The organism is Planomonospora parontospora, from assembly GCA_014647935.1.
Lineage (GTDB): Bacteria > Actinomycetota > Actinomycetes > Streptosporangiales > Streptosporangiaceae > Planomonospora > Planomonospora parontospora.
Genome location: BMQD01000033.1, coordinates 1 through 24,752 on the forward strand (window position 1 = coordinate 1; position 24,752 = coordinate 24,752).

Here is a 24,752-nt window from a genome sequence, read left to right on the forward strand (position 1 = left end):
GGCGATGCGTTCGGAGACCCGGGACAGGTGTGCGGAGGAGTCGGCCAGCGCGTCGCTGTGGGCGACGACGGTGGAGACGGTGGTGCGCAGGGACTCGGTGGTGTCGTCCAGCGCGCGGCCGAGGCGGCCGAGCTCGTCGCGGCGGGTCATGCCCAGGCGGACGGTCAGGTCGCCGCGGGCCACCCGGGCCAGGGCGTCCATCACGACGGTCAGCGGGCGCACCACCGAGCGGGTCACCCGGACGCTGAGCACCGCGGCCAGCAGCAGCGCGGCCGCCAGCGTGCCCCACAGCACCTTCTGACTGGTGCCGTCGATCTGCGCGGCCTCCTTCTCCAGCGCGGCGATGCGGTCGCTGAGCGACTTCTGCAGGGTCTGGGTGATCTCGAGGCCGGTGGCCCACGCGTCGCTGGCGGGACCGCCGTTGATGTTCTCCATGGCGGCGGTGCGGCTCTCGACCGTGTCCTGGGCGAGCAGCGCCATGACCTTGTCGTCCTCGACGAAGAACTGGTCCCAGGCGGGCTCCAGCTTGTCGAACTGCGCCCGCTCGGCCGGGGTCAGGTACTCGACCCGGGTGTTCTCCAGGGTCTCGTACAGGGACTTCTTGGCGTAGAGCTCCCCCTCGCGGTTCATCGAGTCGGCCGCGGTGGCGGCCTTGCCGCCCATGGCGGTGCCGGCGTCGGCGGCCACGAGGCCCTGCCAGCCGGTGAGGTCGGCGACGTGGTAGGCGAAGGTCTGGATGTCGTCCTCGACCTGCTCCAGCCGGTCCATCCGCACGGTGAGGTCGGCCTGGCGGTGCAGCGCCCACTGGCCGACGCCGACGGAGAGGGCGATGAGCAGCGAGACCAGGGTGAACGACAGGCCGAGTCGCCTGCCGACCCCCAGATTGTCCACACGCGACATGGCGGGTTCTTCCTCACGATCGAATGGATGCCGCGCTCCGGCGGCGATGGGATGACCGGCGGGTTCCGGCGGGCTCCGGAAGTCCGCCGCGGGTCCGCCACCCGGCTGGGCTCAGCCGTCCTGGGGCAGTTCGAACCAGACCACGCGCCCCGGGCCGCCGTCGCCGGACTGGCCCCAGCGGGTGGCGCACAGCTCCACGATGGCCAGGCCGCGCCCGCCGGGGAGCTGCTCGGCCTCGGGGTCGAGCGGGCGCACCCGGGGAGGCAGCGCGCTCCCGCCGTCGGCGACCTCCACCCGCAGGAAGGCGCCGCGCAGGTAGACGCTGACCTCGAAGAAGCCGTCGGCGCCGCTGCGGGTGTGCTGGACGGCGTTGGTGGCGAGCTCGGAGGTCATCAGGACGGCCTGCTCCGTGGCGGCGCGGCCGGCGGCCGCCAGCGCCACGAACCGGCGGGCCTGCCGTATCTGGTCGGGCAGGCCCGCGAAGCGGCGGCGCATCAGGAGCGTCATGGCGCAGGAGCCGTCCGGGCGGGGGTCCGCGACGGCGGTGGGGGCGGTGTCGCCGGGCGGCCGCGCGGCCCGGGCGGAATCGTTGTTCTCAGGCATGGTCGTCACGCGGTCAGATGAGCGCGATGTCCTGTTCCACGGAGGTCGCCGTCAGATACAGCTCGAACCACGTCTCGTCGTCCACCGAGGCGGGGATCCACGAGGAGCGCACCTGGTGGCGCTCCTCCTCGTACTGCAGCGCGAACACGCGCAGCTCGCGTATCCAGCGAGGATCGACCTTCTGGACGATCACATCGAAGTCCGGCATCGCCGTGTCTCCTCAATCCGTTGAGAAATCTCTTCGCCAATCCCTTGGCGCCGGCTCTCCCGCCTCCCGTACGGGATGGGTCACCACTCCGACATTCGGCAGGAGACGAAGCGACTGAAGTTGCCGGTCGGGTGCTTTTCGGGAGCGATCTCCACCGGGCCGCCCATCACCACGTAATGAATTCGGTTGGTAACATTCCGACATGAGGTGTCCGGACAGGGGGGTCCGGTTCGCACCTCGTGCCGGGCGGCCGCGTGCGACCGCCCGGACAGGGGGCAGAGATCGGGTGGTGGACGCTGGTGCAGCCTCGCGTGCTTGTGATCGAGGACGAGGAGGACGTCCGCGATCTCCTGCAACGTCACCTCAACGGCCTGGGGTGCCAGGTCCGGACCGCCGAGAGCGGTGAGATCGGCCTGCTCCTGGCCGTCAGCGATCCTCCGGATCTGGTCGTCCTCGACATCCGCCTTCCCGGAGTCGACGGCAGGGAGGTGGCCCGGACCCTGCAGAGCGACCCGCGCACCCGCGACTGCAGGATCGTCGTCACGTCGGTCCTCGACGCCGAGGACCTCCTCGACATCAACGCCGACGCCGTACTCCCCAAGCCGTTCCGGCGCGCAGACGTCAAGAAAGCCGTGGACTCACTATGGGAGGTGAACTGACGCGATGGCCACCATTCTCATCGCCGAGGACGACGCCGACATCCGCGACCTCGTCGTTTTCAAGCTGGAGCAGAGCGGCCACACCGTCATCCCGGTGGGTGACGGCCGGTCCGCGCTGCGGATGGCCCACGAGCAGGACCCCGACATCGTCCTGCTGGACGTCATGATGCCCGGCATGTCGGGCATCGACGTCTGCCGCGAACTGCGCAGGGACGCGCAGACGGCGGAGCTGCCGATCATCCTCCTGACCGCCCGCGCCCAGGAGAGCGACGTGGAGAACGGGCTGACCGCCGGCGCCGACGACTACATCGTCAAACCGTTCAGCCCGCGCGTGCTGGCCGAGCGGGTCCAGTCCGTCCTGACCAGGACGCGGGCTTGAGCACGGCCGACCTGGTCTCCGTCACACTGGCGCTGCTGCTGTACGCGGTGAGCATGCTCGGGGCGGTGATCGTCACCGGCCGGATCGTGCGCCGCCGCCGGGACCGGCGCGACGCGCGGCTGGCCGCCGAGGCCCGCCCGCACCTGCTGGAGCTCACCGGCGGCGACGCCGACATCGACGAGCCGCTGCGGCGGCTGGCCGCGCTGGACCGGCGCCGCTGGAAGGCGGTCCAGCCCAGCGCGACCTCGCTGCTCGGCAAGGTCAGCGGCCACGCCCACGCGGCGCTGGTGCGCCTGTTCGAGGAGCGCGGCATCGCCCGCGACGCCCTGCGCGACCTGACCCGGCGCGGCGCGGTACGGCGGGCCGCCGCCGCGCACGTGCTGGGCCTCATGCACCACGCCGAGGCCGTCCCCGCCCTGGTCCGCCTGCTGTCGGACCGCAACCCCGAGGTGCGGGCCGTCGCCGCACGGGCCCTGGGGCAGGTCGGCGCGCCCGAGGCGGCGGGGCCGCTCCTGGAGTGCCTGTCCGGCGGCGGCCGGGTCCCCTTCGACCTGGTCGCCCAGTCGCTGATCCGGATCGGGCCGGCCGCCCGGCCGGCGCTGGACCGGGCGCTCTCGCACTCCGATCCGGCGGTCCGCGCCATCGCCGCGGAGGTGCTCGGCCTCATCGGCTCCGTCGGCTCGGTCGCGGCGCTGGTCCGCGTCCTGTCCGTGGACCCGTCCGTCGACGTGCGGACGCGGGCCGCGCGCTCGCTCGGCCGGCTGGGCACCCCGGCGTGCCTGGCCGCCCTCACCGACGCCACCGGGCTGGCCCACCCGCAGGCGGTACGGGCGGAGGCGGCGGGCGCGCTGGGCGACATCGGCGCCGCCGGCGCGGTGCCGGCGCTGCGCGCGCTGCTGCCCGACTACCACTACCGGGTCGCGCACAACGCCGCCATGTCCCTGACCCGCCTCGGCCCGCCGGCCGAGGCGGCGCTGCGCGAGGTCGCCGACGGGACGCTGGGCGTGCGGGCCGCCGGCCACGCCCGGGAGGCCCTGGCCGTACTCGCCCTCGCCGAGGGGCGCCTGCCGAGGCCGGCTCCGGCGACATGAGCGCGGCTGCGCTCGCCGCCTCGGGCGCAGCGGACGTGCCCGCCGTCCTGGACGCGCTCGCGGGCGGCGTGCGGTGGCTGCTGGCCGCCTGCAGCGGCGCGGTGATGGTCTACTTCGTCTGCGTCAACACCAGCTACCTGGTGCTCATCGCGCTGGCGGCCTGGGACTCCGTCCACTACCACCGGCGCCTCGCCTTCACCGGCTACGACGACATCTACGCCAACCCGCTCAACCCGGCCATCACCGTGATCATGCCCGCGTACAACGAGGAGGCGGGCATCGTGGAGGCCGTGCGCGCGATGCTCTCGCTGCGCTACCCGAACTTCGAGATCGTCGTGGTCGACGACGGCTCCCGCGACGGCACGTTCGAGCGGCTGCGCGAGGAGTACGACCTGGTCGAGGTGGAGCGGGTGCTGCCCGACGACATCCCGACGCGCGGCCGGGTGCTGTCCACCCACGTCCCCGCCACCGGCTCGACGTCCCTGCTGGTGGTCCGCAAGGCCAACAGCGGCCGGGCCGACGCGCTCAACGTGGGCATCAACTTCGCCCAGCACCCGCTGGTCTGCATGGTCGACGCCGACTCCCTGCTGGATCCCGGGTCCCTGCTCTCGGTGGCCAAGCCCTTCGCCGACGACCCGCTGCGCGTCGTCGCCACCGGCGGGGTGATCCGGATCGCCAACGGCTGCGAGGTGGTCGCCGGGCGGGTCACCAAGGTGCGCATGCCGCGCTCCTGGCTGGTCCGCATCCAGGTGATCGAGTACCTGCGGGCCTTCCTGCTGGGCCGCACCGGCTGGTCGCGGCTCGGCGGCCTGCTGATCATCTCCGGGGCGTTCGGCCTGTTCCGGCGCGACGTCGTCGTCGAGATCGGCGGGCTGGACCCCGACTCGATCGGCGAGGACGCCGAGCTCGTCACGCGGCTGCACCGGTACATGAGGGACCGCGGCCGCGACTACCGGATCGTGTTCGTCTCCGAGCCGGTCTCCTGGACCGAGGCGCCGTCCTCGCTCGCGGTGCTGGCCCGGCAGCGGCGCCGCTGGTCGCGCGGGCTGGCCGAGCTGGCGTGGAAGCACCGGAGGATGTTCGGCAACCCCCGCTACGGCCGGATCGGGCTGCTGGCCCTGCCGTACTACGTGGTCTTCGAGCTCTGCGCGCCGCTGGTGAGCCTGAGCGGCCTGGTCCTGGTCCCGCTCGGCGTGCTGGTCGGCGCCGTGGACATCCCCTTCGCCGTCGTCGTCATGCTCGCCTCGTACGGCTACTCGCTGCTGGTCGCCTTCGTGGCGCTGGCCGTGGAGGAGTACGCCTTCCACCGCTACACCCGCTGGCGGGACCTGGGCGCCGCCGCGCTGGCCGCGCTGGCCGAGAACCTCGGATACCGCCAGTTCAACGCCTGGTGGGGGGTGCAGGGGATCTTTGCGGCGCTGCGCCGTACACAGCAGGTGTGGGGGGTAATGACGCGGGAGGGGTTCTCCGCCCAGGGCGGGCCCGCGGGAGGAAGAAAGCGATGAAGTGGCTGAACCGCAGTGTGGGGACCGCCCTGCGCCACACCTTCGCGGTGCTCGTCTCCCTGGTCCTGCTGTCCGGGATCGTCGCGGCGGTCGAGTCGCAGCGGCACGGCGCCGCCCTGGACCGGCTCGTCGAGTACAACGTCCCGCTCCGGCTGAACAACTTCAAGCTCCGCTCGACCATGGGCGACGCCACCCGGGGGCTGCGCAACTACCTGCTCTTCGAGCAGCCCAAGACCACCTACCTGCAGGCCAGGAATTCCTACCAGCCGTTCCTGGACGCCCTGGTCACGCAGGCCGACCAGTCCGAGGAGCGCAGGCTGGTCGGCGACCTGGAGCGCAAGGTCGTCGACTGGTTCTCCTACGCGTCCCAGGCCGAGCGGCTGCGGCCGGGCGATCCGGAGGTCCCGGAGTACGCCGAGGGCAGCCGGGTGCGCTACGAGGCGATCCTGAGGGCCGGCGACGCGCTGGAGACCCACCTGGGGCGCCGGACCGAGGCCCTGTACGAGGAGAGCATGCGCGAGCGCCTCTGGGGCCTGGCCGGGGTGGTCGTCTTCGCGCTCGCCGCCGTGGTGCTGGCCCTGCTCGTCGCCGTGCGCACCTACCGGGCGCTGGTGCCGCCGCTGGGCGCCATGGGCGAGACCCTCCGGCGGCTGACCGCCGGGGAGCACGAGACCCGGGTGCCCGACGTGGGGGGGCCGACCGAGATCCGCCAGCTGGGCTCGGCCATCAACCTGCTCGCCGAGGAGAGCGACCGGCTGCGCCGCGCGGAGCGGGAGCGCGCCCGCCTGGCCGAGGTGGCCTACGAGACCGCCGCCCGCATCCGCCAGACCCTCGACGCCGACGCGGTGGTCCGCGAGGCGGCGTCGCTGCTGGGCGCCCGGCTCCCCGCCGACCAGGTGTTCATCCAGCTCGTCCGGGACGGCACGATCGGCCCCGCCGAGCTGGAGTGGGCGGGCGGCCGGCTCGTCGACCAGGGCACCGCGCTGCTGCCCGTCCCCTCCGAGCAGGCCGAGCGGCTCTACCTGCAGGGCGCGGCCTCCAGCGGGTCCACCCTGGACCCGCCCTCCTACGTGCCCGAGACGGCCGTCCGGGCGCTGCGGCTGCTCGGCGACCGGCAGTACCTCTTCGTGCCCTTCGGCGCGGGCGGTCAGCTGCTCGGCACGATCCTGCTCACCCGGGACAACTCCCGCGGGCCGTGGCAGACCGAGGAGATCGAGGCGGTCAAGAGCGTCGGGACCGACCTGGGGCGCGGCCTGGACCAGGCCCGTCTGTACGGCCGCGAGCGGGAGCTGGTGGAGGAGCTGCGCGCGCTGGACGCGGCCAAGACCGACTTCATGTCCACCGTCTCGCACGAGCTGCGCTCGCCGCTGACCAGCATCGCCGGCTACCTGGAGATCCTGCGAGACGAGGACGCCGGGGACATCAACCCCGCCCAGGACCGCATGCTCGACGCCATCGAGCGCAACACCACCCGGCTGCGGCTGCTCATCGAGGACCTGCTGACCCTGTCGCGCATCGAGTCGGGCGCCTTCCGCACCGTCAAGCAGCGCACGGACCTGTGCGCCGTCGTGGAGGGCGCGGTCACCTCCATGCGGCCCGCCGCGGCCAAGGCCGCGGTCGAGCTGGAAATGGACTGCCCCACCGGCTCGCTCATGATCGACGGGGACCCGAACCAGCTCGACCGCGCCATGGTCAACCTGCTGTCCAACGCCGTCAAGTTCACCCGGGCGGGCGGGCGGGTGGAGGTGCTGGTCACCCTGGAGGACGGCTACGGGGTGGTGCGGGTCTCCGACACCGGCATCGGCATCCCGGCGGACGAGATGCAGCGGCTGTCCACCCGCTTCTTCCGCGCCTCCAACGCCACCGAGCTGTCGATCCCCGGCACGGGGCTGGGGCTGTCCATCGTGCGCAGCATCGTCGCCAACCACTCGGGCACCTTCGACCTGCAGTCGCGGGAGGGGGAGGGCACCACGGTGACGATGCGGATCCAGACGTGCACCGCCAAACTCGCCGCCGAGGGCGACGGGAGCGGCGACGGGAGCGGCGGGGCCGGGGCCGGGGCCGGTGGGGCCTCCGGTGAGCCCGCCGAGGCGGGCGAGGGGGCCTGACAGCCTTCCCGCGTACGGCGGGCTGGCCGTCCTGCGCGGACACCGGCGCACCGCCTCGCGTGTACGGCGGGCGGCCTGCCGTACGGGCGGTCAGCGCACGCCGTACAGCCTGCGCATGGCTCGGTGGTCGCCCGCGCCCAGGGTCCGCACCGAGGAGCACGCGGGGATCGTCGAGGCCATGACCTGGGTGCCGTGCTTCGACGGCGACACGTGGGTGAGCCCGAACGCGTGGCCCCACTCGTGGGTCAGCACCGAGGCCAGGTCGAAGGAGGAGGTGCAGCGGCTCGGCCGGCTGGTGTGCCATCGGTACCTGGTGTTGATCACGATGTCGGAGGAGACGACCTGGCCGGAACGCGTCCACGTGCAGGTGACCGCGAGCGCGGTGGAGCCGAGCCGCTTCCAGGCGACGACGCTGTGGCCGTCCTCCGTCCCGCATGACGTGCGCGAGGAGGTGGAGACGGCGGCCGTCCGCTTCGTGGCGCCGAGGTACTTCTGGCCCGCCTTGAACGGGGCGGGCAGGCCGCACTGGTTGCTCGCGCCGACCAGGGAGCGGGCCGCCGAGGCGATCGCCGACAGGGCCGTGCGGGAGACCGCGGAGGGCGCGCCGGAGGAGTTGTAGTACCAGCCGGCGGTCCCCTTGACGCGCCATCCGGCCAGGGCGTACGCGGTGTCGCGGCACTGGGCGCGGGAAGTGGAGGCGGCGGCCCGCGACGCCTTGGCCGCGCTCGGGACGCCGCCGCCCGGGACCGCCTCGTCGGCCGTCTCCGCGGTAGACCCGCCGGTCGCCTCGGCGGCCGGTCGCCCGGCGTACAGCACGTCCATGGTCACCTGGAGCCCGTCGAGCCCGTCGAGCCCGTCCGGCTCGTCGCCGGGCGCGTCCTCCGGCGCGGTCCCGGCGGCCGGAGCCTCCGTCGCCGCCGGCCCGGTTCCGGGCGCGGGCGCCGCCGCGCGGGGGCGCAACTCGGCCACGGTGGACAGCACCGACACCACGAGCACGACGAAGGCTGTGGCCAGGGCGAACACCGCCGGCATCACCTGGCCGGGGCGACCTCTCACCTGGGGACTCCTGACGCGTTCGGCCCGCCGCGCGGGGGAAGGCCGCCGGTCGGGACGGGAACGGCCGGTACGGCGCTCCTCGCCGAACGATCGACAGGAAGAGGTCAAATATGAGCAGAACGCACGATTTTTGGGTTTCCGACCCCTGTCTGCGACCGGGTGGGACGGACGTCAACGACTGAAATGCCATTGATCGCCATAATGTGGCAACCTGGTTACCTTGAACATGGCAAGGCGGTTGCCTAGAGTGGTGAAGCGCAATGACCTCCTCAACCGAATGGCGCGCCTGGCGAAGAAGTTCGGCTTCGAGTTCTCCAAGACGCCTGATGTGAACGGCGCCGCCCACGACAAGTGGTATGTCGGAGGTGAGGCGGTCATCGTGCCGCGGCATAACGAGATCAACGAGCTGACCGCCAGGAGCGTCCTCCGCTCCTGGGAGGAGATGCTCGATGAGGCGGCGAAGCCGGAGGGGGAGGGCGAGTGAACGCATACCGCGTTACCGCGCAGAGGTCCGGCGGCTGGTGGGCGCTGACCGTCGAGGGGCCCGGCCTCCACCGTCCGGCTTACACCCAGGCCCGCCGCCTGGACAGGGCTGAACACATGGTCCGCGACCTGCTGGCTCTGCACTTGGACGTGGAGGCCGGAGATGTGGGCGATATCGAGATAACTCCCGACGACGAGTCGCTGGCCGACGAGCTGATCAGCACGCGTCAGGTCCGCCGTGACGCCGACCGCCTGCGGGACGAGGCGACCGTGCGCACCCGTTCCACGGCCCGGCGTCTCAGAGAGCGCGGATACGCCCACAGGGAGATCGGCGCCCTGCTCGGAGTGAGTCACCAGGCGGTGGGGAAGCTGCTCGACGAGCGCCCGAAGCGGCACGTCGATGCCTGACGAGCCGGTCCGCCGCTGACCTCATTCGTCCCGCCACGGTCCGTCCCGGCGTGTCCGGGCCCGCCCGGCCCGGACACGGTCGGGTCAGCGGCGGACCGAGAGGGTGTCCTTGCCGTTCTGGTGCTGAGCCGGGGGGCGGTAGCGGTAGCCGACGCCGCGGACCGCCTCGATGGACGAGTTGGAGGTGTCGGGGTTGAGGCGGCGGCGCAGGCGCAGGATGGCGAACTTCACCCGCTCCGGGCTGAGCCCCGTGGGGTCGTCCCAGACCAGGGAGAGCAGCTGGGAGGAGCTCAGCACGTTGCCGGCGTGCCGTACGAGGGTGTTGAGCAGGCGGAACTCGGTCGGGGTCAGGTGGATCTCCTGGTTCTCGACGAAGACCGTCCGGGTCGCCGGCTCCACCCGGATGACCCCGTCGTCGTAGACGTCCTCGGCCCAGGAGGCCGTGCCGGCGCGGCGCAGCAGCGCCTCGACGCGGGCGGTGAGCTCGGCCCGGGAGAACGGCTTGACCAGGTAGTCGTCGGCCCCGGCGCGCAGGCCCCGCACCTTCTCCCGCTCCTGGCCGCGGCCGGTGAGGATCAGGATCGGCAGGTCGCTGATGTCCCGGACCCGCTCCAGGACCTGCCAGCCGTCCATGATGGGCAGGCCGATGTCGAGGATCAGGGCGTCCGGCTTGTGCTGGTGCAGCAGGCGCAGGCCGCTGCGGCCGTCCGTCGCGGGGATCACCTCGTGCCCGCCGTGGCCCAGGAGCACCTGGATGGCGGTGAGCGTGTCGGCGTCGTCCTCGACGACCAGGAGGCGGCTCATCGTTCCTCCCGCCGGTCGCGGACGGGCTCCCATGGAAGTTCCACTCTCACCTCTGACCGTCTCGTCCCGTTCTCGATGAGCTGCAGCGTGCCGCCGTGCATGCCGGCGATCGCGCGGGCCATGCCGAGCCTCGGCCACGCCTTCTCCCCCGCCGGGTCCTCGCCCCGGCCGGCCTGGTCGGTGAGGCTCGCCTCCCCGTCCGCGGCGACGCAGCCGATCTCGACCCGCCATCCGTCGACCGTGGGCCGGAGCTCGACCTCGACCGCGTCCCCGGGGCCCGCCCGGGTGATCGCCGCCGTCAGCAGGATGTCGAGCATGCGGCGGACGCGGACGGTGTTGCAGCTCAGCGCCGGGCCCGGCCGGGCGTGGTAGCGCAGGGAGACGCCGGCGTGCAGGGCGCCGGGGCGGAACTGGGCGACGATGTCGCGGACCATCTCCATCGGGTCGATCCGCTCGGGCCGCAGCTCCGGCTCGGTCGTGGCGGGGTCGGCCAGCAGCGGCAGGTCGTTGAGGAGCTCCGACAGCCGCATGGCGTTGCGTTCGATGACCTTCACGAACTCGCTCTGGTCGCCGGTGAGCGGCCCGGTCTCGGGGTCGGCGAGCAGGCCCGCGTAGGCGAGGATCGGCGTGATCGGGGTGGCCAGGTCGTGGACGACGGTGGAGATGAACTCCGTCTTCGCGGCGGCGAGCGTCGCCGCGTCGGAGGGGCCGCCGGAGCGGGTCTCGGCGTCCCGGCGCCAGGAGGCGTCCAGCGTGGCGGCCAGGCAGGAGAGCGCCTCGGGGACGCCGTGGTCCTCGAACCCCGCCGCCAGCGTCACGGCGAGCATCCGGCCGGGCCCCGCGGGCCACAGGCGCTCCCCGTCCGCCGGCGGGGTGGCGTCGGCCGGCCGCAGCTCGGCGCTCAGCACACCGGGCACGCTCCGGATCCCGGCGAGCAGCGTGGCGTCCGCGTTCGCCCCGCCGGCGTCGTCGGAACCGCGCAGCCGCTCGTCGAGGAGACCGAGGATCGCCCGGGTGGTGTCCACGGCGGCCACGTCGTCCACGTCGTCCACGTCGTCCACGGTGCCGGACGCGTCGTCCGCCGGGTGCGAAGCCGCGTGATCGAGACGACCACCGCTGTTCAGCATGCTGCCCCCCACGTGTCCCCCCTCGGCAGTCGGGCCCTCCCCAAGAGCCCAGGGATTCGTCACTAATAGCAATTCATCCCAAACAGAACGTTATCAACCCTGCTCGGCTGGTCGCGACGGAGGTTTGATCCGGACGGGGCGGGCGGTCCGGCACCGTCGGCAACGGACCTGCACCCGGCGCGCACCCGAAGGCGCATCCCGCGTCTCCGACCGTCGGTCCTATGTTGGAGCCGACCTCGCGACGCAGGCTGAGCCGAGCGCTCATCACCGGTGCCGCAGCACTGTCATGCCTGGTCACGGGTGTCGGGCCGCTCAGCGGCACGGCTCACGCCGCCCCCTCCGGGTTGCCGCCGGCCCCCGTCAGGCCCGCCGTGACCGAGATCGGCTTCCTCTCCGCCGAGACCGCCCCGGCCGCCGCCACCCCCGCGCCCGCCGCGACGCCGACCGGGTCCGCCGCTCCCGCCGGCACCCTCATGGTCGAGGCGCGCACCGGCGGCCCCGCGCTCGCCGTACGGAGCGAACCCTCCGCCGCCGCCTCCTCGCTGCGCGGCATCGCCGACGGCGCCCGCTTCCCCGTCGAGTGCCGCGTCCCCGGGGAGTGGACCCGCGGCACGGTCAGGACCACCGGCTCGTGGCTGCGCGTGGACGGGGGCGGCTACGTCCCCGACGCCCACGTCGTGCGCCCCGCGCCCGTCGGCCGGTGCGCGCCGGCGCTCCCGGCCGCCGGGGTCCCCGTACCGGCCCCGGTCCCCGCCGCGGCCCCCGCCCAGGCCGCGGTCCCTGCGCCCTCCCCCGCCATGGCCCCCTCCCCGTCCCCCGCTCCGGTCCCCTCCCCGTCCCCCGCTCCCGCCCCGGTCGCGGCGGCTCCCGCCGCCGGCGCCGCCCCCGCTCCGGCCGTCGTCCCCGGCACCCCGGCGGAGTTCATCCGCCAGGTCGGTCCCGCCGCCCGGCAGAGCATGCGGGCGACCGGCGTGCCCGCCTCGGTGACCCTGGCCCAGGCGATCCTGGAGTCGGGCTGGGGCCGCAGCAAGCTGTCCACCAGGGACCGCAACTACTTCGGCATCAAGTGCTTCGGCGGCCCCGCCGGCCGCGCGGAGGGCTGCCGCGACTACCCGACCACCGAGTGCGGATCCGGCGGCTGCGGGAAGACCACGGCGTCCTTCCGGACGTACCGCACGGCGGCGGACTCGTTCGCCGACCACGGCGACTTCCTCGCCTCCAACAGCCGCTACCGGGCCGCGTTCGCCCACTCGCGGAACCCCGACCGGTTCGCCCAGGAGATCGCGAAGGCCGGTTACGCCACCGACCCGGCCTACCCCGGCAAGCTGATCGGCCTCATGGGCGCCCACGACCTGTACCGCTACGACCGCTGACCGGTCTCGCGCGCGCCTACGACCTGTACCGCTACGACCGCTGACCGGCCTCGTGCGCGCCCCCGGCCCGCACCGCCACGATCGCCGGCCGGCCGGCCGGTCCACCGCCCCGCGACCGGACCGCACCGCCGCAGCCGCCCGCCGCCCCGCCCCAGGAGAAGACGATGCAGCCAGACGCCTCCCCCACGAGGCACGTCACCCGCGGCCGGAGGACGGCCCGGCCGCCCCTGTGGCTGCTCTTCCTCGTGGGAGGCCTCCTGGTGAGCGCGGTGAGCGTTCTGCTGCCCGGTGAGGCCGACGACGTGGCCGTCCGGTCGGTCGTCTCGGCCGCCGCGGTGATCGCGATGGTCGCCGGGACGCGCCTGCGCCGCCCGGCCGCTCCGGCGGCGTGGCGGCTGCTGGCCGCGGGACTGGCCGCCTGGGTGGGCGCGGACCTGCTGTGGACCGGCTGGTTCCTGACGATCGGCGGCGTCGGCCACCTGGCCCCGATCTGGCTGGAGGTGGCCTACCTCCTGTCGTATCCGCTGTTCTTCGCCGGGCTGGGCAGGCTGCCGGGTAACGCGATCCGCTCCAGGGACGGCGGCGTGACGCTCGACGCCATGGTGATCCTGCTGGGGCTGGCCTTCGTGTACTGGACGGTGGCCTTCAACCCCTACGGGGGCATCCACGACCCGTCGGACCGGAACATCCTCATGGCGGCCACCTACCCGGCCGCCGACCTGTTCGTGCAGTTCATGGTCATGCGGCTCTGGTTCACCCACGGCCTGCGCAACCGGTCCTACGCGATGCTCGCCCTGGGCTTCGCCGGGATGTTCGCCAACGACGTGCTGTACGCCCTCGACCTGCAGGCCGGCCAGGGCTGGGACTACGACCTCCTGGGGAACGGGGGGTGGCTGCTCTGGTTCGTCCTCATGGGCACGGCGGCGCTGCACCCGTCCGCGGCCGACGGGCGCCGGACCGCCTCCGACGGCCACCTGACGGTCGCACGGGGCGTCGCCTTCCTGGTGATGGCCTGCGCGGGGCCCTTCTCCCTCGTCGTCACCGTCCCGGCCGGCGCGCCGATGGACCCCCTCGACTTCGCGGCGCCGCTGGTCATCTTCGCCGCCCTGATGGGATTCCTGATCATCCGGCTGATCACCAACGCGCGCGCGGCGCAGCGGCGCGCGATCCTGCTGGACAAGCAGGCCGCGGAGCTGTCGCGCGCGCTGGAGGAGCAGAACGCGCTGCAGGAGCTGATCAGCCACCGGGCGATGCACGACCCGTTGACCGGGCTGGCCAACCGGGCGCTGTTCAACGACCGGCTGGAGCAGGCCACCGCGCGCCGCGCCCCGTCGGCCCGGCACGCCCTGCTGCTGCTGGACCTGGACGGGTTCAAGCACGTCAACGACGGTTACGGTCACCCGGTCGGCGACCAGTTGCTCGTCCAGGCCGGGCGCCGCCTGCGGGAGACCCTCCGGGAGGCCGACACGCTCGCCCGGCTGGGCGGCGACGAGTTCGCCGTCCTGCTGGAGGACGTCACCGCGGCCGAGGCCGGGGAGATCGCCGAGCGCGTCGTCGACGTCGTCGCGGAGGCCTACCGGGTGGGCGAATACGCCCTGCACGTGACCACCAGCGTCGGCCTGTACATGATCGCAGAGTCGGTCCCGGCCGCCGACGTGCTGCGCGACGCCGACCTGGCGCTGTACGCCGCCAAGGCGGCCGGCAAGAACCAGATCAGCGTGTTCCACCCGGGCCTGCGCGTGGAGCGGCTCGACCGGGCCCGCATCGCCGAGGGGCTGCGCCGGGCGCTCGAGCAGGACGCCTTCTCCGTCGACTACCAGCCGGTGGTGAACCTCGAGACCGGCGGCGTCCACGCCGTGGAGGCGCTGCTGCGCTGGCGGACCCCCGAGGGGGTCGTGCCGCCGGACGCGTTCATCCCGACCGCCGAGGAGACCGGCCTGATCGTGCCGATCGGGGTGCAGGTGCTCCGCCGCGCCTGCTTCGACGCCCGCCGCTGGCACGAGCGGTACGGCATCGCCGTCAACGTCAACGTCTCGGCGGTCCAGCTGCGCCGGCCTGACTTCGTCGCCACGGTGCTGGACGCCCTGGCCGACAGCGGGCTGCCCGGCGAGGCGCTCATCCTGGAGATCACCGAGACGGCGCTGCTGGACACCGGGATGCAGCGGAGCGACCAGGCCGTCGAGTACCTGTTCCAGCTGCGCGGCCACGGCGTGCGGGTCGCCATCGACGACTTCGGCACCGGCTACTCCTCCCTGGCCTACCTGCACCGCCTCCCGGTCGACGTGGTCAAGATCGACGGCGCCTTCACCACGCTCACCTCCGGCACCGACGCCGCCTCCCGCCAGCGGCACGCCTTCACCCGGGCGATCCTGGGCCTGTGCGAGAGCCTGGACCTGCCCGCCGTGGCGGAGAAGGTGGAGACCGCCGAGCAGGAGGAGTTCCTGCGCGACATGCGCTGCCCGCTGGGCCAGGGCTACCTGTTCAGCAAGCCCGTGCCGGCGGCCACGCTGGACCGGTTCCTGGCCGGCGGCACCGGGGCCGACACCGAGGGCTCCGGAAGCTCCGAGGGCGCCGGGAGCGCCGCGGACCCGGTCGGCGGCGGGCGCCTCGCCGGCTGACCGCCCGCCGTACGCCTTACACCGCCTGCCGTACGGCGGGCGTAAGACGATCCCCTCGAGGAGCTCAGATCACCCGCGCGCGTACCGATGGGGGAAGGGCCTCTCTCCGGAACGCCCCGCCCGGCACCCCCGGCTCCGCCCGTCCCACCGTCGCACGCCAGGAGAAGACGATGCAGCCAGACGCCTCCTCCCCGAGGCGCGTCACGCGCCACCGGCGGGGACGGGGACTCCTCCGTCCCCCCTCCTGGCTGCTCTTCGCCCTGCTCGGCTGCCTGGCGGTCGCGGTCGTGGTCGTCACGCCGGGCTGGGTGGGCGAGCTGCTGTGGGAGGCCGTCCCGCTCGCCGCGGTCGCGGCGATGGTCGCCGGGATCCGGCGGCACCGCCCGCCCGCGGCCCCGGCCTGGTGGCTGATGACGGCGGGGGTGGGGGTCTGGGCGGCGGCCGACCTGCTGTGGACCGGCTGGTACGTGGCCGCCGGCGACGCCGGCGCGGTCCCCCGCTGGGTCGACCTGCTCTACGTGCCGATGTACCCGCTGATCGCGCTCGGCCTGGGCCGGTTGCAGCGCGGCCCGGTCCGGGCCGGGAACGGCGGGGTGACGCTGGACGCGGTGGTCATCGTGGTGGGGATCGCGTTCCTGTACTGGACGCTGATCTTCAATCCGTACCTCGGTGTCGGGAGCCTGCGCGAGGCCGACCACCTGACGGCCCTGCTCTACCTGGGCCTGGACATGGTCGTCGTCTTCATGGGGGCCCGGCTCTGGTTCCGCTACGGCAACCAGAGCGTCTCCTACGTGCTGCTCAGCCAGGGGTTCACCGCCCTGCTCGTCGCCGACGCGGTGTACACCACGACGCTGGTGGGCGACGGGAACCCCGGCATCTCGCTCCTGGACGGCTCCGGCGCCGAGGTCGTGGGGAGCGCGGCCTGGCTGCTCTGGCTCGTCCTCATGGGCACGGCCGCGCTGCACCCGTCGATGACCGGCGCCCAGGACGCCCTGCCCAGCAACGCCCTCACCGTCATGCGGGGCGGCGTCTTCCTGAGCATCGCCTGCGCGGGACCGGTCTCCTTCCTCATCGGCCTCGGGCCCGGCCCGGTGACGCTGACCCGCGCCGACATCGCGGTCCCGCTGGCGCTGCTGACCTGCCTGTCCGCCTTCCTGATCATCCGGCTGGTCGTGGGCACCAGCGCAGCGCAGCGGCGCGCGATCCTGCTGGACGAGCAGGCCGCGGAGCTGTCGCGCGCGGCGGCGGAGCAGAGCGCGCTGCAGGAGCTGATCAGCCACCGGGCGATGCACGACCCGCTGACCGGGCTGGCCAACCGGGCGCTGTTCAACGACCGGCTGGAGCAGGCCACCGCCCGGCGCTCGGCGTCGGCCCGGCACGCCCTGCTGCTGCTGGACCTGGACGGGTTCCAGCACGTCAACGACGGTTACGGTCACCCGGTCGGCGACCAGTTGCTCGTCCAGGCCGGGCGCCGGCTCCGGGAGATCGTGCGGGAGGCCGACACGCTCGCCCGGCTGGGCGGCGACGAGTTCGCCGTCCTGCTGGAGGACGTCACCGCGGCCGAGGCCGGGGAGATCGCCGAGCGCGTGGTGGAGGCGGTCGCCGAGGTCTTCACCGTGGGCGGGTACGCCCTGCACGTGACCACCAGCGTCGGCCTGTACATGATCGCCGAGTCCGCCGACGCGCAGGAGGCCCTGCGTGACGCCGACCTGGCGCTGTACGCCGCCAAGGCGGCCGGCAAGAACCAGATCAGCGTGTTCCACCCGGGCCTGCGCGTGGAGCGGCTCGACCGGGCCCGCATCGCCGAGGGGCTGCGCCGGGCCCTGGAGGAGGACGAGTTCGTCCTGAACTACCAGCCGGTCGTGGATCTGCGGACCGGTGAGGTGCACGCCGTGGAGGCGCTGCTGCGCTGGCACTCCCCCGAGGGGGTCGTGCCGCCGGACGCGTTCATCCCGACCGCCGAGGAGACCGGCCTGATCGTGCCGATCGGGGTGCAGGTGCTCCGCCGCGCCTGCTTCGACGCCCGCCGCTGGCACGAGCGGTACGGCATCGCCGTCAACGTCAACGTCTCCGGGCACCAGCTGCACCGCCCCGGGTTCGTCGCCACGGTGCTGGACGCCCTGGCCGACAGCGGGCTGCCCGGCGAGGCGCTCATCCTGGAGATCACCGAGACGGCGCTGCTGGCCACCGGCCAGCAGGAGACCGCCCGGGTGATCGAATTCCTGTCGGAGCTGCGCACCTACGGCGTGCGGGTCGCCATCGACGACTTCGGCACCGGCTACTCCTCCCTGGCCTACCTGCAGCACCTCCCGGTCGACGTGGTCAAGATCGACGGTGCCTTCACCGGGTACGAGGCCGGCACCGACACCGCCTCCCGCCAGCGGCACGCCCTGACCCGGGCGATCATCGGCCTGTGCGAGAGCCTGGACCTGCCCGCCGTGGCGGAGAAGGTGGAGACCGCCGAGCAGGAGGAGTTCCTGCGCGACATGCGCTGCCCGCTGGGCCAGGGCTACCTGTTCAGCAAGCCCCTGCCGGCGCACGACCTGGACCGCCTCCTGGCCGGCGGCACCGGCCTCGACCGGCCCGGCCGCGTCGGCGGCCTGCTGGCCGGTTGAGGAGCCGCACGACCGACCGGCCGACGGGGCGCGCGCCCGGCCGGTCGAGGAGCCGCGTACCCGGCCGGCTGACGCGCCGTATCCCGGTCGGCTGACGGGCCGCGTCCCCGCCGGGACGCGGCCCGTCAATGGTTGACGCCGCAACCTTTCAGCTACTCAGGGTCCGTCCCCGCCTGCCGATCGGCTCTGCGGAGGACGGACCGCTCCGGATCCGGGGCGCGGTGCCGTACGGCACCGCGCCACCGCGCCCAGGGCCGCCCCGCCCCATCACGGCGGGGCGCGTGCGACGAGCCCTCTCTCCGCGAGGATCCGACCGAGGAAGCGTCACCGTGCCCCGAACCCCAGAAATGCTGCGTGCCCTGCGGCACCGGAACTACCGCCTGTGGGCGGGTGCGGACTTCCTGTCGGTCGCCGGGACCTGGATGCAGGTGCTGGGCGTCAACTGGCTGCTGCTGTCCATCACGGGTTCGGCCACCAGCCTGGGGTTCGGCCTCTTCCTGCAGTCGCTGCCCACCGTGCTGCTCGCCTTCGCCGGAGGCTCCCTGGCCGACCGCCTGCCCGCGCGGCCGCTGCTGCTGACCACCCAGGCCCTGCACGGGCTGCTCGCCGCGGTGCTGGCCGGGATCGCCCTCGGCGGCGCGGACGGCGTGTGGCCCGTCTACGCGGTCGCGCTCCTCGGGGGCGTGGTCTCCGCCCTGGACGGCCCCGCCCTGGGGCGCTTCGGCGCGGAGGTGGTCGGCCCCGACGACCTGCCCAACGCCCTGGCCCTGGGCTCGGTGATCAGCTCCGGCGGGCGCATCCTCGGCATGGGCGCCGCCGGCGTCCTCATCCCCGTCGTCGGCACCGGCGCCCTCTTCGCGCTCAACGCGCTGAGCTTCGCGGTGGTGATGGCGGCGATCGCCGCCATGCGCCGCGGTGAGCTGCACCCCCTGCCGCGCGCCGAGGCGCAGGAGGCCGGGATCGCAGCCGGGCTGCGCTACATCGGGGGCACCCGGTGGCTGCTCGTCCTGCTCGGCATGGCCTTCGTGCTGGGCGCCCTGGGCCGCAACTACCAGGTCACCATGGCCGCGATGAGCAACGGCCCGCTGGGCGCGGGCGCCGCCGGGTACGGGATCCTGTCGGTGGTCTTCGCCGCCGGCGCCGTCGTCGGCGGCCTGTACGCGGCGTCGCGGCCGCGGCTGACGTTCCCGATCCTGTTCGCCGCCGCGGGCCTCACCAGCGTGGGGCAGGCGTTCAGCGGCGTCATGCCGGGCCTGCTCTCCTTCGCGGTCGTGCTGCTGCCGATCGCGGCCGGCGCGGTGGTCCTCGACACCACGGTCAGCACCCGCGCGCAGCTCGGCACCGCCGCGCAGATGCGGGGCCGCGTGCTGGCCGCGCAGTCGATGGTCGGGGCGGCCTCCGGCGCGGTCGGCGGCCCGCTGCTGGGGATGCTCAGCGACACCGCGGGCCCGCGGGCGGCCCTCGTCCTGGCGGGCGTGGTCACCTCGGTGGTGACGGTCCTCGCCGCCGTGGCGCTGGCCCGTGCGCTCGGCCACCGGGGGATCCCGGCGGCGGCCCGTGCGCTCGGTCGCCGGGGGATCCCGGCGGCGCCGGCCCGCGTGCTCGAGGGCCGGGGGGCGGCGGAGGCGCCGGCTCCCGGACGCCGGGGAGCACCGCGGCCGCCGCAGGACCTTCAGGGCGGGCCGCCCGAGGGCAGGACGACGGTGAAGCACGCGCCCTCCCCCGTGTCGGTGTAGCGCACGTCCCCGCCGTGCGCGCGGGCCAGCTCGCGGGTGATCCACAGGCCGAGACCGACCGACTGCGGGTCGTCGCCGGTGGCGCCGAACCGGGAGAACAGCGCGTCCCGCCGCTGCGGGGGAACCCCGGAGCCGTGGTCGCGCACGTGGACGAGGACCGTTCCCCCGGCCCGCTCGGCGCTCACCACCACCGGCGGTGCGCCGTGGCGGACCGCGTTGGCGAGCAGGTTGAGCAGGACCTGCTCCAGCCGCTGCGGGTCGGCCGGCACGGTCAGGTCCTCGCCGACGTCCACCTCGACCGGCCTGCCGAGGTCGTCCACGACCTCCTGGACCGTCTCGCGCAGCGGGATCCGCCGCAGGTCGAGCCGGAGGCCCCCCTCGGAGTCGACCCGGTCGGCGTCCAGCAGCCCGTCGGCCAGCCGCCGGATCCTGGCCGCCTGCCGCAGCGCCACGGCGACGAGCGCCCGCCGTTCCTCCGGCGGCAGATCGCCGGTCTCGTCGCGGACGGACTCCAGGGCGAACCGCACCGAGGTCAGCGGGGAGCGGACGTCGTGGGCCAGGGTCGAGGTCAGGGCGGCGCGCCACTGCTCGGCCCGCCGCAACCGGTCGTTGGCCCGGCGCTGGTGCGCGGCCTGCCGGGAGATGATCGCGCCCACCGCCACGACCGCCGGGATGAGCAGCACGGTGCTGTAGACCGCCGCGGGCCCGCTGTCGGCGGCGAGCAGCGGCATCAGGTAGGACAGGGTCGCCGGGACCGCCAGCGCCAGCACGGCCCGGACCGGCAGGTGCAGCCCCGCCCAGGCGAACAGCAGCATCAGGAAGGGCCCCGTCCCGGCGACGAACCCGGCGAACGTCCAGGTGGCCCAGGCCTGGATCACCAGCGCGGGCACGCAGAGCACGGACGGCGAGCGGGGCCCGAACCGGGCCCAGGGCAGGAACCAGGCGAGCGCCGCGCAGACCAGGTCGGCGGCGGCGATCGTGAGCAGCGTGGTCGCCCTGGAGGAGGTGCCGGTCCGGGCGAACAGCCCCGTCACGGCCAGCACCAGGACCAGGGTCCCGGCCAGCGCGTACAGCAGGGCGGCCTGGCGCGCGGCGACCTCGGGCCCCTCGCCCCACAGGGACCCCCACAGGGACCTCGCCCGCATCGCAACGCCCCCGCCTCGCGCCCCGGCCACCTCGGATGATAACTATTCGTAGTATCTCGCTACCAGAACGTCACCGAAGAGGAGGTGGCCCCGGAGCGGCCGTATCCGGTGCCGAGGAAGCACGGTGAATCCTCAGCCCATTGCCCCGCCTGTCGATAGGAGACCCGACGGGCGGGCGGTGAGACGTGTCCCGCTTCTTACACAGGAGGCCTCGCGTGGTATCGGTTCTCGTGGTCGACGACTCGGTCGTCGTCCGGCGCCTGATCGTCGACGCGCTGAGCGCGGATCCCGGCATCCAGGTGGTGGGCACCGCACCCAACGGCAAGGTCGCCCTCTCCAAGATCGACATGTTGAAGCCGGACATCGTCACGCTCGACATCGAGATGCCGGTCATGGACGGACTGACCACGATCAAGGAGATCCGGAAGGTCCACCCCCGGCTCCCGGTCATCATGTTCAGCACGCTGACCTCGGTCGGGGCGTCGGCCACCCTGGAGGCCCTGGCATCGGGCGCCAGCGACTACGTGACGAAGCCGGCCAACGTCGGCAGCGTCTCGGAGTCCATCAAGAGCGTGCGCGAGCAGATCATTCCGCGCATCCACGCCCTCTGCAGGACGGGCACGCCGCGCGGAGCGGTCAGACCGGCTCCGCGCCTCGCGCCGCCGCCTCCCCGCACCGCGGCCGGCGCCGGTGCCGGCACGCCCGACATCGTCGCCGTGGGCTGCTCCACCGGCGGGCCCGACGCCCTGGCGAAGGTGGTCAACGCGCTTCCCGCGACGTTCCCCGTGCCGGTCGTCGTGGTGCAGCACATGCCGCAGGTCTTCACCAAGATGTTCGCCGAGCGGCTCGACCGCTCCTCCCCGCTGAAGGTCGTCGAGGCCCAAGGCGAGATGACGCTCACGCCGGGGACGGTCTACATCGCCCCGGGCGACTACCACCTCGAGGTGGCGCGGCGCGGCGCCGGGGTCGTCACCCACCTGCAGCAGGGGCCACCGGAGAACTTCTGCCGCCCGGCCGTGGACGTCCTGTTCCGCTCCGTCGCCAAGGCGTACGGAGGCTCGACCCTGGGCCTGATCCTGACGGGCATGGGCCAGGACGGCAAGCGCGGCAGCGAGGCCCTGGTCTCCAAGGGCGCGGAGATCGTCGCCCAGGACGAGGCGACCTCGGTCGTCTGGGGGATGCCCGGCGCGGTGGCCGGAGCAGGCCTGGCCCATTCGATCCTTCCCCTGCACGAGATTTCCCAGCATCTAATCAGTCGTGTGGCCGGCGGCCGCATGGCCAGGTCCCGAGGATGACCCGATGGCTCTGACCCAACATGAGTTCGCCTTCGTGAGCGGGCTCGTCCGGCGCGAGGCGGCGATCGTCCTCGAATCGGGCAAGGAATACCTGGTGGAGGCGCGGCTGCTGCCGCTCGCCAGGCGGACGGGCACCGTCTCGGTGTCGGAGTTCGTCGCGCGGGCGCAGCGCGAGCGCGTGCTCGCCGACCAGATCGTCGACGCCCTGACCACCAACGAGACCTCGTGGCTGCGCGACCGCGAGCCGTTCACCGCGTTCACCGACAGCGTGGTCCCGGACCTGGCGGAGCGGCGCGGTCCCCAGCACAAGCTGCGGATCTGGTCGGCCGCCTGCTCCAGCGGGCAGGAGCCGTACAGCCTGGCCATGCTGCTGGAGGAGTCCGTACGGGCCGGCAAGTACGAGATCATCGCGACGGACATCTCCACGGAGATGATCGAGCGGGCCAAGGCCGGCCGCTACAGCCAGCTGGAGGTCAACCGCGGGCTGCCCGTGCCCATGCTGGTGCGGTACTTCGACCGGGTCGGCACGGAGTGGCAGGTGGCCGAGGCGCTGCGCCGCAACATCTCCTTCCAGAAGGTGAACCTGGCGGCGCCGCTGCCGCAGATGGCCCCCTTCGACGTGGTGTTCCTGCGCAACGTCCTGATCTACTTCGACCTCGAGACCAAGCGCTCGGTGCTGCGGCGGATCCGCAGCCTGATGCGCCCGGACGGCTGGCTGTTCCTCGGCGCCGCCGAAACCACCATCGGCATCGACGACGGGTTCGAACGCGTCGTCGCCGGACGCGCGTCGGCCTACCGGCCGCGCGCCGCCACGACTGCGCCGGTCGGCGCGACAAGGAAGGGGTGATCATCGTGCCCACGGCAATGATCATCGATGACAGCCGGGCGATGAGGCTCATTCTGCGTCGCATCGTCACGCAGCTGGGCTTCGAGGTACACGAGGCCGGAAACGGAAAGGAAGCACTTGATCTGCTGGAGACGGTGGATCCGATGCCGCAGGTGGCGCTCATCGACTGGAACATGCCGGTGATGAACGGACTGGAGTTCGTCACGGCGGTCCGCTCGCAGGAGCGGTACCGGCAGATGACGCTGATGATGGTGACCACGGAGAGCGAGCACGGGCAGATCGTCCGGGCGCTCGCGGCCGGGGCGCACGAGTACGTCATCAAGCCGTTCACGCCTGAGGCCATCGCCGAGAAGCTGGCCCTGCTGGGCCTCGTACCGAGTGGAATCGTGTAATGAGCGCTCCGACCACCGACGACCTGCACGCCATCACCGAGCAGGTCTGGCTGTCCTATCTCGACCCCGAGGGGGTCAATCCCTTCCTCCCGTCGCCCGACGCCCCGCCGTCACCCCACGTGATCGCGGCCGTCTCGGTGACGGGCGCCTGGGAGGGGCACGTCGTCATGACCTTCTCCGAGCGGGCCGCCGAGCTGTCCAGCGCGGCCCTGCTCGGCATGGGGGACGACGAGGTCACTCCGGACGACATCGCCGACGCCGTCGGCGAGCTGGTCAACGTCATCGGGGGGAACGTCAAGAGCCTGCTGCCCGACGGGTCCCTGCTCTCCCTGCCGCACGTGGTGACGGGGGAGTCCGCGGGCAACACCCGCTGGCCCGCGGCGGTGGAGGTCTGCCGCCTGCAGGGCAGCTGGCAGGACGAGAAGATCGCGATCAGCGTGTGGACCAGCAAGTCCGCCGGGGAAGGAGCCTAGGCACCATGAAGATCCTCATCGCCGATGACAGCCGCGTGATGCGTCAGATCGTCACGCGCACCCTCCGCCAGGCGGGCTTCAGCGGCCACGACCTCGTGGAGGCGGCCGACGGGCGCCAGGCCCACGACCTGACGATCTCCGAGAAGCCCGACCTGGTCCTGTCGGACTGGAACATGCCCGAGATGACGGGCATCGAGGTGCTGCGCGCGCTGCGCGCGGGCGGCGTGAACGTGCCGTTCGGCTTCGTCACCTCGGAGGGCACCGACGAGATGAAGCAGATGGCCGAGCAGGCAGGGGCGCTGTTCCTCATCACCAAGCCGTTCACCGCGGAGACGTTCGCCGACGTACTCGGCCCGATCCTGGGGTAGAGGCCCTTCATGTCGACACTTCCGGCGCCAAAAGCCATAAAGGACCTGTTCGAGGACATGCTCGGTCGCGGCGTCACGGTGGGCATCACCGACCCTGCTGTCGCCGAGAGCCTGCGCAAGGCGGTCGTGGCCCTGTACGTCGACAACTCGCGGAAGCTGACGGCGGTGGTCGGTTTCGACCTCCATCTGGCCTCCTTCGCCGGGGCGGCCATCGGTCTCATCCCGGTGGGCGGCGCCGAGGCGTCCATCGAGGACGGTGAGCTGACCCCGATGCTGTCCGACAACGTCCGGGAGATCTGCAACATCCTGACGGGCCTGCTCAACCAGCAGGACCTGCCGCACCTGAAGCTGTACGAGGCGTACATGCCCGGTGAGGCGGCCCCCGCGGACGCCACCAGCCGCCTGCTGGCCCTCGGGGCCCGGCTGGATCTGAAGGTCGACATCGCCGGATACGGCTCGGGCAGGTTCTGGCTCTCCCTGGCCGGGTGAGCGCCGGGGCGGTCCGTTCCCCCGGGAGTCCGCGGGAGTCCGCGGGAAGCGCCGGCGGCGGGAGGTCGCG

General features: G+C 73.2%; 24 protein-coding genes. 17 read left to right on the top strand and 7 right to left on the bottom strand.

Going from position 1 to position 24,752, the window contains the following annotated elements; all coding sequences use genetic code 11:
- From IEZ07_RS31420 to IEZ07_RS31430, 3 genes are all read right to left on the bottom strand, one after another.
- A partial coding sequence (locus IEZ07_RS31420; RefSeq protein WP_191898128.1) for a HAMP domain-containing protein occupies positions 1-900 on the bottom strand: 900 nt, incomplete at its 3' end.
- Between the two features lie 111 nt (positions 901-1,011).
- The gene (locus tag IEZ07_RS31425) at positions 1,012-1,503 is read right to left on the bottom strand and encodes an ATP-binding protein (RefSeq protein ID WP_239321308.1); all 492 of its coding nucleotides are present in this window, start codon (positions 1,501-1,503) and stop codon (positions 1,012-1,014) included.
- Positions 1,504-1,516: 13 nt separating this feature from the next.
- A complete protein-coding gene (locus IEZ07_RS31430; RefSeq protein ID WP_191898129.1) occupies positions 1,517-1,711 on the bottom strand; it encodes a hypothetical protein in 195 nt (64 codons plus the stop codon).
- Between the two features lie 299 nt (positions 1,712-2,010).
- Between IEZ07_RS31430 and IEZ07_RS31435 the strand changes: the two genes are divergently transcribed.
- The 5 genes from IEZ07_RS31435 to IEZ07_RS31455 are packed head-to-tail and all read left to right on the top strand — an operon-like array spanning position 2,011 to position 7,453.
- Positions 2,011-2,370, top strand: a complete 360-nt coding sequence (locus IEZ07_RS31435; protein ID WP_191898130.1) for a response regulator — start codon at positions 2,011-2,013, stop codon at positions 2,368-2,370.
- Between the two features lie 4 nt (positions 2,371-2,374).
- Positions 2,375-2,749 carry a response regulator transcription factor gene (locus IEZ07_RS31440; RefSeq protein WP_068903944.1) on the top strand — a complete coding sequence of 125 codons (375 nt, stop codon included), beginning with the start codon at positions 2,375-2,377 and terminating at the stop codon, positions 2,747-2,749.
- Positions 2,746-3,840: a HEAT repeat domain-containing protein gene (locus IEZ07_RS31445; protein WP_191898131.1), complete on the top strand. Its 1,095-nt coding sequence runs from the start codon at positions 2,746-2,748 to the stop codon at positions 3,838-3,840. The genes IEZ07_RS31440 and IEZ07_RS31445 overlap by 4 nt, the downstream gene beginning before the upstream one ends.
- Positions 3,837-5,345 carry a glycosyltransferase family 2 protein gene (locus tag IEZ07_RS31450; RefSeq protein ID WP_204054791.1) on the top strand — a complete coding sequence of 503 codons (1,509 nt, stop codon included), beginning with the start codon at positions 3,837-3,839 and terminating at the stop codon, positions 5,343-5,345. The genes IEZ07_RS31445 and IEZ07_RS31450 overlap by 4 nt, the downstream gene beginning before the upstream one ends.
- Positions 5,342-7,453 (top strand): ATP-binding protein, encoded by a 2,112-nt coding sequence (locus IEZ07_RS31455; RefSeq protein ID WP_191898132.1) that lies wholly within the window; start codon positions 5,342-5,344, stop codon positions 7,451-7,453. The genes IEZ07_RS31450 and IEZ07_RS31455 overlap by 4 nt, the downstream gene beginning before the upstream one ends.
- Positions 7,454-7,543: 90 nt before the next feature.
- On the opposite strand, the gene IEZ07_RS31460 is transcribed toward IEZ07_RS31455, so the two are convergent.
- Positions 7,544-8,509 (bottom strand): matrixin family metalloprotease, encoded by a 966-nt coding sequence (locus tag IEZ07_RS31460; protein WP_191898133.1) that lies wholly within the window; start codon positions 8,507-8,509, stop codon positions 7,544-7,546.
- Positions 8,510-8,759: 250 nt separating this feature from the next.
- On the opposite strand from IEZ07_RS31460, the gene IEZ07_RS31465 reads away from it, so the two are divergent.
- The gene (locus IEZ07_RS31465) at positions 8,760-8,993 is read left to right on the top strand and encodes a hypothetical protein (protein ID WP_191898134.1); all 234 of its coding nucleotides are present in this window, start codon (positions 8,760-8,762) and stop codon (positions 8,991-8,993) included.
- Positions 8,990-9,400, top strand: coding sequence for a transcriptional regulator (locus IEZ07_RS31470; RefSeq protein WP_191898135.1), 411 nt, complete (start codon positions 8,990-8,992; stop codon positions 9,398-9,400). The genes IEZ07_RS31465 and IEZ07_RS31470 overlap by 4 nt, the downstream gene beginning before the upstream one ends.
- A gap of 84 nt (positions 9,401-9,484) precedes the next feature.
- Here IEZ07_RS31470 and IEZ07_RS31475 read toward each other — a convergent pair whose 3' ends face one another.
- Both IEZ07_RS31475 and IEZ07_RS31480 read right to left on the bottom strand, forming a co-directional pair.
- A complete protein-coding gene (locus tag IEZ07_RS31475; protein ID WP_068903954.1) occupies positions 9,485-10,204 on the bottom strand; it encodes a response regulator transcription factor in 720 nt (239 codons plus the stop codon).
- Positions 10,201-11,343 carry a sensor histidine kinase gene (locus IEZ07_RS31480; RefSeq protein WP_191898136.1) on the bottom strand — a complete coding sequence of 381 codons (1,143 nt, stop codon included), beginning with the start codon at positions 11,341-11,343 and terminating at the stop codon, positions 10,201-10,203. Before IEZ07_RS31480 ends, IEZ07_RS31475 begins: the two co-directional genes overlap by 4 nt.
- Before the next feature lie 209 nt (positions 11,344-11,552).
- Between IEZ07_RS31480 and gsmA the strand changes: the two genes are divergently transcribed.
- The 4 genes from gsmA to IEZ07_RS31500 all read left to right on the top strand — a co-directional run bounded on the left by gsmA (position 11,553) and on the right by IEZ07_RS31500 (position 19,673).
- Positions 11,553-12,704 (top strand): sporangiospore maturation cell wall hydrolase GsmA, encoded by a 1,152-nt coding sequence (gsmA, locus tag IEZ07_RS31485; protein WP_191898137.1) that lies wholly within the window; start codon positions 11,553-11,555, stop codon positions 12,702-12,704.
- A 164-nt stretch (positions 12,705-12,868) separates the two neighbouring features.
- Positions 12,869-15,322 (top strand): putative bifunctional diguanylate cyclase/phosphodiesterase, encoded by a 2,454-nt coding sequence (locus IEZ07_RS31490; protein WP_191898138.1) that lies wholly within the window; start codon positions 12,869-12,871, stop codon positions 15,320-15,322.
- Positions 15,323-15,492: 170 nt separating this feature from the next.
- Positions 15,493-17,937 carry a putative bifunctional diguanylate cyclase/phosphodiesterase gene (locus IEZ07_RS31495; protein ID WP_191898139.1) on the top strand — a complete coding sequence of 815 codons (2,445 nt, stop codon included), beginning with the start codon at positions 15,493-15,495 and terminating at the stop codon, positions 17,935-17,937.
- A 329-nt stretch (positions 17,938-18,266) separates the two neighbouring features.
- Positions 18,267-19,673, top strand: coding sequence for an MFS transporter (locus IEZ07_RS31500; RefSeq protein ID WP_204054766.1), 1,407 nt, complete (start codon positions 18,267-18,269; stop codon positions 19,671-19,673).
- On the opposite strand, the gene IEZ07_RS31505 is transcribed toward IEZ07_RS31500, so the two are convergent.
- Complete coding sequence (locus IEZ07_RS31505) at positions 19,610-20,818, bottom strand: sensor histidine kinase (RefSeq protein ID WP_191898140.1); 1,209 nt, start codon at positions 20,816-20,818, stop codon at positions 19,610-19,612. The two genes, IEZ07_RS31500 and IEZ07_RS31505, sit on opposite strands and share 64 nt — an antisense overlap.
- Before the next feature lie 215 nt (positions 20,819-21,033).
- Here IEZ07_RS31505 and IEZ07_RS31510 point away from each other — a divergent pair, with 215 nt between their 5' ends.
- From IEZ07_RS31510 to IEZ07_RS31535, 6 genes are read left to right on the top strand one after another with little or no spacing between them, the layout of a single operon-like run.
- A complete protein-coding gene (locus IEZ07_RS31510; RefSeq protein ID WP_191898141.1) occupies positions 21,034-22,113 on the top strand; it encodes a protein-glutamate methylesterase/protein-glutamine glutaminase in 1,080 nt (359 codons plus the stop codon).
- Between the two features lie 4 nt (positions 22,114-22,117).
- Entirely contained in the window at positions 22,118-22,960 is an 843-nt protein-coding gene (locus tag IEZ07_RS31515; RefSeq protein ID WP_191898142.1) for a CheR family methyltransferase, read from the top strand.
- Positions 22,957-23,352 (top strand): response regulator, encoded by a 396-nt coding sequence (locus tag IEZ07_RS31520; RefSeq protein WP_196470351.1) that lies wholly within the window; start codon positions 22,957-22,959, stop codon positions 23,350-23,352. Before IEZ07_RS31515 ends, IEZ07_RS31520 begins: the two co-directional genes overlap by 4 nt.
- Positions 23,352-23,825 carry a chemotaxis protein CheX gene (locus tag IEZ07_RS31525; RefSeq protein WP_068903972.1) on the top strand — a complete coding sequence of 158 codons (474 nt, stop codon included), beginning with the start codon at positions 23,352-23,354 and terminating at the stop codon, positions 23,823-23,825. The genes IEZ07_RS31520 and IEZ07_RS31525 overlap by 1 nt, the downstream gene beginning before the upstream one ends.
- A 5-nt stretch (positions 23,826-23,830) precedes the next feature.
- Entirely contained in the window at positions 23,831-24,193 is a 363-nt protein-coding gene (locus IEZ07_RS31530; protein WP_068903974.1) for a response regulator, read from the top strand.
- 9 nt (positions 24,194-24,202) lie between these two features.
- Positions 24,203-24,682 carry a hypothetical protein gene (locus IEZ07_RS31535; RefSeq protein WP_068903976.1) on the top strand — a complete coding sequence of 160 codons (480 nt, stop codon included), beginning with the start codon at positions 24,203-24,205 and terminating at the stop codon, positions 24,680-24,682.
- Positions 24,683-24,752: the final 70 nt, after the last annotated feature.